Here is an 8,329-nt window from a genome sequence, read left to right as displayed (position 1 = left end):
CTCACAACGGCCTCCCCGGCCCCGATGTCACTCGCCACGTCAGTCATCAACTGTCGCTTCCAGCTCGGGAGTTACACCGCTCACCGTACAGACCCCTCCGATGTCGCAGACGCTGCCGCCGGCCTGCCGGACGCCGTCCTCGACGGTGAGCTCGTCGCGGTCCTGACCGACGGCTCCAGCGTGGCCTTCGATCGCCTGCAGAGCCGGGCCGACCGCCGCGGCCCGCGACGCGACGCCGACTTCACCGTCCATGTCGCCCTCTTCGACGTCCTCGCCGTCGGCGACACCGACTGGCGTCCCCGCCCTTATGCCGAGCGCCGAACCGAGCTGCTGCGTCTCCTCGAGGACGGCCCGGTCACCCTGCGCGCGGTCCCGAGCACCGCGGACCGCGAGCAAGCCCACCGGTGGATCGGAGCGCTCGCGGGCGTGGAAGGCTTGGTAGGCAAGTGGACCGACGCACCGTACGCCGCCGGCCTGGCCTCGGGCTGGGTGAAGTGGCGCGAGCGCCACACCACCGAGGCCGTGATCATCGGAGTGACCGGCACGACACCGGCGACCCAGGCCCTCGTGCTGGGCCGACCAACGGGCGGCCATATGCGGGCGGTTGGCGTCAGTCTGCCGCTCGCTCAACAGGTCCGCCTGGCCGTGGCGCCGCTCTTGCGCGCGGCCGGCGAAGAGATGCGCAAGCTGCCGGGCACGGTAGGCGGGCTCCCCGGCGCCGATCCGGTGCACTTCCGGCCGGTCAAGCCGGAGGTCGTCGTCGAGATCGAGGTTGACCAGCCGCGGCTGGAGTTCGGCCGATATCGCCACCGTCCGCGCGTCCGACGCGTGCGCGGCGACCTGACGCCCGGGATGCTCGGCGAGGCGCCCTGACCGGAAAGCGGCCTTCCCGGGACGGGTATTCGCGAAGGTACCCATGGGTGCATACTCGAGGTATGGCTGACACCACCGTCAAGGTCGACTCCGAGACCAGGGACCGGTTCGCTGCGGTCGCCGCAGCCCGCGGACAGAGCGTGCGCGCCTACCTGGCCGAGCTGGCCATAGAGGAAGAGAACCAGATCAAGCTGAGCAAGGCGACGGCCGTGTTCCGCGAGATCGTCGCCCGCCCCGGCCTTGCCGAGGCGTTCGACGAGGCCTTCCCCGCCGACGCCCCAGCCCGGCGAAACACCGCGGGGCGGGCGGCCTGACCCTTGGAACTGCATATCGACATCCGGTGGCTCCTCGACCGGCAAGAAGAACTGCTCGGCAAGGAACTCGGGGTGCGGGACTACTCGGCCCTGGTGGCAGCCGTCGCCCGGCACCGGGTGAACACACCGCAGCTTGAGATGGGCGAGCCCGACGCCTACTGGCGGGCCGCCGCCCTGCTTGAGCAGCTGGTCCTGCTGCGCCCGTTGCCTGCTCGCAACGCGTACTTCGGCTACGGCGTGGCCGTCGCGTACATCCGGGCCTCTGGGGAAGAGATCGACGACTCTTTCGAGCCGTGGCGGGACCTGATCACCGACATCCGCGCTCTGCGGCTCACCGTCTACGACATTGCTGACCGCTTGCGCACCTTGGGCCAGACCGGCTGACCTGAGGCGACGGGCAGCTTCTCAGGCAGGGCGACGCCATCTCCCAGAATCAGCCGTGGGCAACGGATGCGGCCGAGGGATCAGCACGCTCACTGGCTGTGCAGCAGCGCCCCGCAGGGCGCGGCCGCGGCTAAGTCGAGGATGCCCAGTTGAGTGTCGGGTTGGCAGTGGGTGCATGCCCGTAGTCCCGTCGTGAGGAGCCGGCGGGCCTCGTCGCGGCTGACGGCTCGCCGCCGCTTGCCTGCCATGTGGCAGTCGCCGACGTGGACTTCGACGGGTGGCTGGCTGGAACCGATACCGAGTTCGACGATCCAGTCCGGCGGCGCAGGGCGGCTCTGCCTGCCACGTTCTTCTTCAGCCTGCCGCTGCCGGAGGGCTGCGATCTTGGCATCGATGCGGTCCACCCACAGGGCGTGCCAAACCCGCAAGGTCTTCAGGCGGTCCAGGTCGGGCGGCAGGTCGTCGAACACATTTTTGATTCTATGCCCATGATCCACCGTAGGCGCTCTCGCGTGTTCGATTTTATGTTCGATAACGTGAGGGGTGGGAGGTGGATGTCGTGACTGCGGACGTACCGGCAGGCCAGAGGTCGACGGTGATGCATGTGCGCTGCCCGGACCGCCTGCCCGGGGAGACCTACCGGCACGTGCTGGAGCTGCTGTCCGGGCTCTCCCCGGTCGTGCAGGCGCTGCCGCCCACCGCAGCCCTGGTGGAGCTGAAGGGCGCCCTGCGCTACCACGGCACCGGCCCCCGCCACCTGGGCGAGATCCTGCGCGTGCGGACGCTGTCCCGCCTGGGTGTCGACGTACGCGTCGGCATCGGGCCCTCGATCACCGTCGCGGCCACCGCTTCCGCGCAGATCGGCGAGCCCGGCGGCGTCCTGGCCGTCGACCCCGACCAAGCAACCATTTGGCTGGCCGGGCTGCCGGTCGAGGCCCTGCACGGCATCGGACCCCGCCAAGCCGCCGTGCTACGCGACTACGGCATCCACTCGGTGGGTCTGCTCGCCGCCGTCCCGCACGCCACCATCCAGCGTCTGCTGGGCGGCCGCGCCGGCCGCACGGCAGCCGATCGGGCCCGCGGCATCGACCCGCGCCCCGTCATCCCCCGCGCCCTGCCCGCCGCCGCAACCGTCCGCCACACCTTCCCCCAGCACACCCTGGACGGCGCCTCTGTCCGCGCCGCTCTCCTCGACCTGGTGGTCCGGCTCGGGCACCTGCTGCGCCGCCGACAGCAGGCGGCCCGTGCGCTCACCCTCACCCTGACTTTCGCCGGCAACACCAACTGGACCAGGACTCGCCGTCTGACCGAGCCCTCCGCACACGACGACGACCTGCGCCTGCTCGCCTACCAGCTGATGGACGCCGCCGGCCTGCAACGCGGCCGCCTGACCGCCCTCACCCTCAAAGGCGACGACCTCATCGACGCTGACCAGGTCGCCCAGCAGATCAGCCTCGACGGCGCCCGCGAAGCACGTCTGATCGCCGAAACAGCCATCGACCGCATCCGCGACAAGTTCGGCCCCGACGTCATCGGCCCCGCCGCCACCTACCGCCGCGCCAGCTGAACTCGCGCACACAGACGATGACGTTTCCGAGACAGGACGGTACGGACGCCGGAACCGAGGCACAGCTGCAAGAACACGGCATCGACCCGGCCGCGCTGCCGACGGCGCCTGCTCAGCCCACTCGCCGGCAGTTCCGCGACCGAGTCACTGCCATGCCGCTGGCGCCGTGCGCGATGTGCGGGGATGCCCGGCGTGACCACCAGGGTCATCCCCACCGCCTCGGGCCCAGGACAGCATGGAGGGAATCCTCGCGGTCCTTCGCTGGGCGAGGGAGAAGAGCGAGACCGAGACGGGAGTGCGCCAGCCATTACGGCTGTGGACCGACGATGGAACCCGCCACGATGGGATATGACGCATGAGACGCATCGCGGTGACACTCCATCCACGTCATGCAGGACGGACCCGCCGTGTGGTCGAGCACACTCCACAGGCGGCCCGGAACAGAGCAAACACTCACCCTCGTTGAGCGCCGCGGCCGTGGCAGGGCTGCAGTGCGCCTGTAGGAAGTCGTGGCTGATCTCTGTTGCTGTGGCTGGTTTGTGGTGCATGGTGGTGGCCGTGGGATCCCTCGCTTCCCTGGCGGCGGCCCCTCTATCGGGCCCTGTCGTTGCACCCCTGCGACAGGGCCCGCCGCGCCTCCCGGCTCCCCACGGGAGGCCACGCGGCTGCCCTCGCGTGATGCCTGTCTCGGTGACCGCCCAGGAAGAGCCCGGGGGACTCCCCAAGACGATCAGAGCCGTCACCCGCCCTCAACAACCCGCCCTACTGGCCCCGGCAGAGTCCGGGACCGGTGGGACCGGCTTGCCCGCCCCCGAGCAGCAGGGGCTTGCCCAAGCAAGGCGGAAGCTTGCCCACCGAGCCTCCCGCCGCCTGTCTGACGGCCACGCTGAGCGCGGCACGGCCCCTCCGTGGCCGACGTGGTGTGCCGCCGACCGGCGCCGACGGACACGACCCCCGACCCGTCACCCCCGGGCTTCGCCCCCGCCTCCCGCACCGCCCGCCAAGACTTCCCATACGACGAACTCGACCCCGGACACCACCGCCGCGGCATCCTCGCCCTGGCCGAACACCTCGGTGCCGATCTCCGCCACACCCACGACGCGACCGGCACCCTCACCCTCGACGTCCGCTAAGCCGACCGCTCCCACACCGTCCGCACCCGCACCCTGCCCGAAGCCACCAACCACTCCGCCGCCCTCACCCAGGCTGCCCACCGCATCTACGACAGCCTCGGCCTCCAACGAGCACGCGTCCGCACCATCACCGTGCGCGCCTCCGCCCTGCGCCCTGCAAGCGACGCCCACCACCAGCTCCTCCTCGACGCGAGCGACGACAAAGCACGACGGCTTGAGAAGGCGGCCGACACCGCCCGCGCCCGCTTCGGACCCGACGCCGCCTTCCCCGCCTCCCTGGCCCCCTCGCCCTGAACCACCCGCGCCCGCGAACTCCTCTATGCGGCCTCCCGGGAAAGCCCCACGCCCCTACGATGCGGTGGTGCGGAAGACCAAAGCGATCAAAGAAGCAGTCGCCGAGACCCTCACCGAACTGGCCCGCCGGGGCGTCACACTCACCCCCGCGACGGTGGAGGACACCATCGAGCGCAGCATCCAGGCGGTGGCCGACCAACTCGGCATCCAGGTGCGATCAGCCTGGCGCTACTTCGACGCCTCCGCACTCGCCGACAGCATCGCCCAGAGCGTGCAGGAATTCGAAGACAGCAGCCCCGACGCAGGAGTCGGGCAAGCCCCCATGCCGCCGCGGGACAACCCCGAGCTGGCCCTCATCCTCGCCGGCGTGCCGGACGGCCTGGCCCAAACCGGCGGAGACCTGTACGCCGTCATCCTCAACGTCGCAGTCAACGCATGGATGGCCGGCCACCTCCACGGAGAAGACGGCTGCGAGGGATGCGACGGCAACCGCGGCCCCACCGGCCACGACTGGCAGGCCCGCATGCGCGCCGTCACCGAGATGCAGCCGGACATCACCAAGTGGTTCGACCGCAACGTGTGGACCAACGCCCTCAACAGCACCGGCTTCACCGTCACCCGCACCTGACCGAACCAGGCTGCCGGCCCCGCCGAGCCTGACAGGACCGGCTTGCCCACCCGGAACCAGCAGGGCTTGCCCAGCCCAGGCTGCCGCTTGCCCACCGAACCTCTCGCCGCCAAGCCGACGGCCACGACGGCGAAGCCTCCCGGATCGCCCGACGTAGATTCGGATGCATGAACGACTCCATCAGACGTATCGACCCCTCGACCGACCCCGCGTCGGCAGCGATCATGCTCGGCTGCAACCCGAACCAGATCGGCCCCTGCGCGCTATGCCAGGGACTCATTGTTCGATACGGCAGCAACGCCCAGCGGGTTCTCTGGGTGCAGAGACTGTGGCGCGAGGCGAGGAGAGCGTGTCGGTGCAGCTCAGCGCCTTTACTGTGGACGATATGCGGCGCAACAGGTGTGGTGCCATCACCCGGGAGGGTGGTGGCGCTGTGCTGTTGGTGGGTCCTCGGTTGTCTGTTCTGAGCGGGCACGAACCCTGCTATGTAAGAGACCTTCGATGGCGTTTGGAGGTGTCTGTCCATGGCGCGGTGAGGGCGGCGGCCATGGAGGTGGCGGCCAGGAGGACGAAGAGTGGTCCGTAGCCGCCGAGGGGCACGGTGAGGGCGGCGCCGGCGAACGGCGCGATTGCTGCTGCTGTGTGGGCGGGTGCTGCGAGGAGACCGGAGAGGCGGCCGTAGTGGGTGGTGCCCCACCGGTCGGTGATGGCGGTGGCCTGGAGGAGGGTGAGGTTGCCGCGGACCATGCCGGCCACTACCGACACGGCGATGAGCAAGGCGTAGGGGCCGGGTACGGCGGCGAGGGCGGCGGTGGTGAGGCCGCCGAGCGCGATGAGGATCGTGGTGCGGGCGGTGGCGGTGGTCCGTCGGGCGAGGGTGGCGTACAGGGTGCGGCCGAGGGTCTGTCCGGCGCCGCCGATTCCAAGGGCCCAGGCGGCTTGACTGGTGGTGTATCCGCGTTCCAGGAGGAGCGGGACGAGGGCGAAGACGACGGCGTACATCGCGAAGCTGGACAGGGTGAAAGCGGCGGCGAGCAGGAGGAACGGCCGGCTGCGCCCCACATCGGCAGCGCCTTCGGCCTTGTGCGCAGGGCTGGTTGGGGCATCGGGCCAGGGTGCGCGCAGGGCCAGGGCGTGGGCGGGGATGGTGACGGCGGCGAGGATGGCGGCGAGTACGAGGTAGGTGTGGCGCCAGGACAGGTGGTCGGCGAGGGCCGCGGTCAGGGGTGCGAAGACGGTGGAGGCGAGCCCGCCTGCGAGGGTGACGATGGTCAGGGCGCGGATATGGTCGGGGGCCCACCAGCGGGTGAGGGCGGCGAACGCGGGCTGGTAGAAGGTGGCCGCCATCGCGAGCCCGGCCAGCGCCCAACCGGCGAAGAAGACCAGCAAGTTGGGGGCCGTAGCCACGATCAGCAGGCTGACCACACCGAGTACGGAGCCGGCGGTCATGACGGCGCGGGGGCCGCGATGGTCGAGGATGCGTCCGACGCGGATTCCGGCGATGGCGGAGACGACGAGGCCGAGGGAGAACGCCGCGGTGGTCGCCCCGGCCGGCCAGCCGGTCGCGGGGGTGATCTGGGGGTTGAGGACGGGGAAGGCGTAGTAGACGATGCCCCAGCTCACGACCTGCGTGGCGCAGAGGGCGGGCAGGGCGGCGCGGGGCCGCGACCGGTCCCCTGTTCCGGTCGCGGCCCCGTCGCCTCGGGTGCTGAGGTCGGTCACGAGCCGCAGCAGCCGCCCGCCGGGGTCTGTTCGGCCGCCGTCCCGGCCGTGGCGGGGGCGCCGAGCTGGACGAGCTGCGGGGCGGGAGCGCAGCAGCCGCCGCCGTCGACCTCCTGGGCGTCGGGGGTGTCGAAGAGGCCGGCTCCGCCGCAGACTCCGGTCTCGGGGAGGGTGAGTTCGACGCGGTCGGCGGAAGCGAGGTCGCCGGCGATCGCGGCGGCGACGGAGCGGACCTGCTCGTACCCGGTCATCGCCAGGAACGTCGGAGCGCGACCGTAGGACTTCATCCCGACCAGGTACACGCCCTGCTCGGGATGGGACAGCTCGCGGTGGCCGTGCGGGTAGACGGTGCCGCAGGAGTGCTGGTTGGGGTCGATCAGCGGCGCCAGCTCGACGGGGGCCTGAAGGCGCTCGTCGAGGCCCAGGCGCAGCTCGTCGAGGAAGGACAGGTCGGGCCGGAACCCGGTCAGGACGATCACCTCGTCGACCGGTTCCAGGCGACGCCCGTCCTCGCCGACCAGGACCAGGCGGCCGTCGTCCGCCTGCTCGATCGCCTCGGTGCGGAAGCCGGTGACGGCGTCGGCGTGGCCCTCGTCGACGGCGGCCTTCGCCGCCAGACCCAGCGCGCCACGCGCGGGAAGCTGGTCGGCTTCCCCGCCGCCGAAGGTGGAGCCCGAGATGCCCCGGCGCAGGATCCACACGCCCCTTGTTCCCGCGCCGTCGTCGGACTTGGCGAGGTCGGCCAGGTAGGCGAGGGCAGTGAAGGCGGAGGCGCCAGAGCCAATCACAGCGGTGCGCTTGCCCGCGTACCGGGCGCGGACGGCGGGGTCCTTCAGGTCAGGGACGCGGTAAGTGATGCGGTCGCTTGCCGCCCGCTCTCCGAGGGCGGGCAGGCCGCTGCCGCCGGCCGGGCTCGGGGTGGCCCAGGTGCCGGAGGCGTCGATGACCGCGCGGGCGGTGACGCGCTCCTCGCGGCCGTCGGCGTAGGCGATGTGCACGGCGAAGGGCTGCTGCTCGCGGTCGGCGTCGACGACGCGGTCGCGGCCGGTGCGGGAGACGCCGGTGACGGTGACGCCGAAACGGACGCGGTCACCCAGGACATCGGCGAGCGGCTGCAGGTACTGCTCGGCCCAGTCACCGCCGGAGGGGTAGGTGTGCGCGTCGGGCCGAGTCCAGCCGGTGGGAGCCAGCAGCTTCTCGGCAGCCGGGTCGGTCACCTCGCCCCAGGTGGAGAACAGCCGCACGTGTGACCACTCGCGCACCGCGGCGCCCGCGGCCGCTCCGGCCTCCAGGACCAGCGGCGTGATGCCGCGTTCGGCGAGGTGGGCGGCGGCGGCCAGGCCGATCGGGCCGGCCCCGACGACCACGACGGGCAGCTCGGTGGTGGTGGGCGCTTTCACGGCGACTCCTTTGT

Annotated in this window: 9 protein-coding genes and 1 pseudogene; 7 read left to right on the top strand and 3 right to left on the bottom strand. The window is 71.4% G+C overall.

Annotated elements, in window-relative coordinates; genetic code table 11:
- The 3 genes from ACWD11_RS34175 to ACWD11_RS34165 form a co-directional block, all read left to right on the top strand.
- Positions 1-873: ATP-dependent DNA ligase (locus ACWD11_RS34175; RefSeq protein ID WP_451287774.1), on the top strand; the 873-nt coding region annotated here is incomplete at its 5' end.
- Positions 874-935: 62 nt separating this feature from the next.
- Entirely contained in the window at positions 936-1,187 is a 252-nt protein-coding gene (locus ACWD11_RS34170; protein WP_451287772.1) for an antitoxin MazE7, read from the top strand.
- Between the two features lie 3 nt (positions 1,188-1,190).
- Positions 1,191-1,571: a toxin Doc gene (locus ACWD11_RS34165; protein WP_451287770.1), complete on the top strand. Its 381-nt coding sequence runs from the start codon at positions 1,191-1,193 to the stop codon at positions 1,569-1,571.
- Positions 1,572-1,660: 89 nt separating this feature from the next.
- Here the strand turns inward: ACWD11_RS34165 and ACWD11_RS34160 are convergent, their stop codons facing one another.
- Positions 1,661-2,041 carry a DUF6233 domain-containing protein gene (locus tag ACWD11_RS34160; RefSeq protein ID WP_451287768.1) on the bottom strand — a complete coding sequence of 127 codons (381 nt, stop codon included), beginning with the start codon at positions 2,039-2,041 and terminating at the stop codon, positions 1,661-1,663.
- Positions 2,042-2,169: 128 nt separating this feature from the next.
- On the opposite strand from ACWD11_RS34160, the gene ACWD11_RS34155 reads away from it, so the two are divergent.
- The 4 genes and pseudogenes from ACWD11_RS34155 (at position 2,170) to ACWD11_RS34140 (ending at position 5,193) form a co-directional block, all read left to right on the top strand.
- On the top strand, positions 2,170-3,138 hold the full coding sequence (locus ACWD11_RS34155) for a DNA polymerase Y family protein (protein WP_451287776.1): 969 nt from the start codon (positions 2,170-2,172) through the stop codon (positions 3,136-3,138).
- Between the two features lie 908 nt (positions 3,139-4,046).
- The gene (locus tag ACWD11_RS34150; protein WP_451287766.1) at positions 4,047-4,271 is read left to right on the top strand and encodes a hypothetical protein; all 225 of its coding nucleotides are present in this window, start codon (positions 4,047-4,049) and stop codon (positions 4,269-4,271) included.
- A gap of 21 nt (positions 4,272-4,292) precedes the next feature.
- A pseudogene (locus tag ACWD11_RS34145) lies at positions 4,293-4,565 on the top strand (DinB/UmuC family translesion DNA polymerase); the annotation flags it as partial.
- A 67-nt stretch (positions 4,566-4,632) separates the two neighbouring features.
- Positions 4,633-5,193, top strand: a complete 561-nt coding sequence (locus ACWD11_RS34140; protein ID WP_451287764.1) for a hypothetical protein — start codon at positions 4,633-4,635, stop codon at positions 5,191-5,193.
- 483 nt (positions 5,194-5,676) lie between these two features.
- Here ACWD11_RS34140 and ACWD11_RS34135 read toward each other — a convergent pair whose 3' ends face one another.
- A complete protein-coding gene (locus tag ACWD11_RS34135) occupies positions 5,677-6,915 on the bottom strand; it encodes an MFS transporter (protein WP_451287762.1) in 1,239 nt (412 codons plus the stop codon).
- Positions 6,912-8,315 carry an NAD(P)-binding domain-containing protein gene (locus ACWD11_RS34130; protein ID WP_451287760.1) on the bottom strand — a complete coding sequence of 468 codons (1,404 nt, stop codon included), beginning with the start codon at positions 8,313-8,315 and terminating at the stop codon, positions 6,912-6,914. Before ACWD11_RS34130 ends, ACWD11_RS34135 begins: the two co-directional genes overlap by 4 nt.
- Positions 8,316-8,329: the final 14 nt, after the last annotated feature.

This window comes from Streptomyces sp. NPDC002776 (assembly GCF_053592195.1).
This window is presented reverse-complemented; position numbering and strand designations above follow the sequence as displayed.

Coding starts and splice junctions, on each gene's coding strand:
- ACWD11_RS34170 (WP_451287772.1), top strand. CDS start 936: ATGGCTGACACCACCGTCAAGGTCGACTCCGAGACCAGGGACCGGTTC.
- ACWD11_RS34155 (WP_451287776.1), top strand. CDS start 2,170: ATGCATGTGCGCTGCCCGGACCGCCTGCCCGGGGAGACCTACCGGCAC.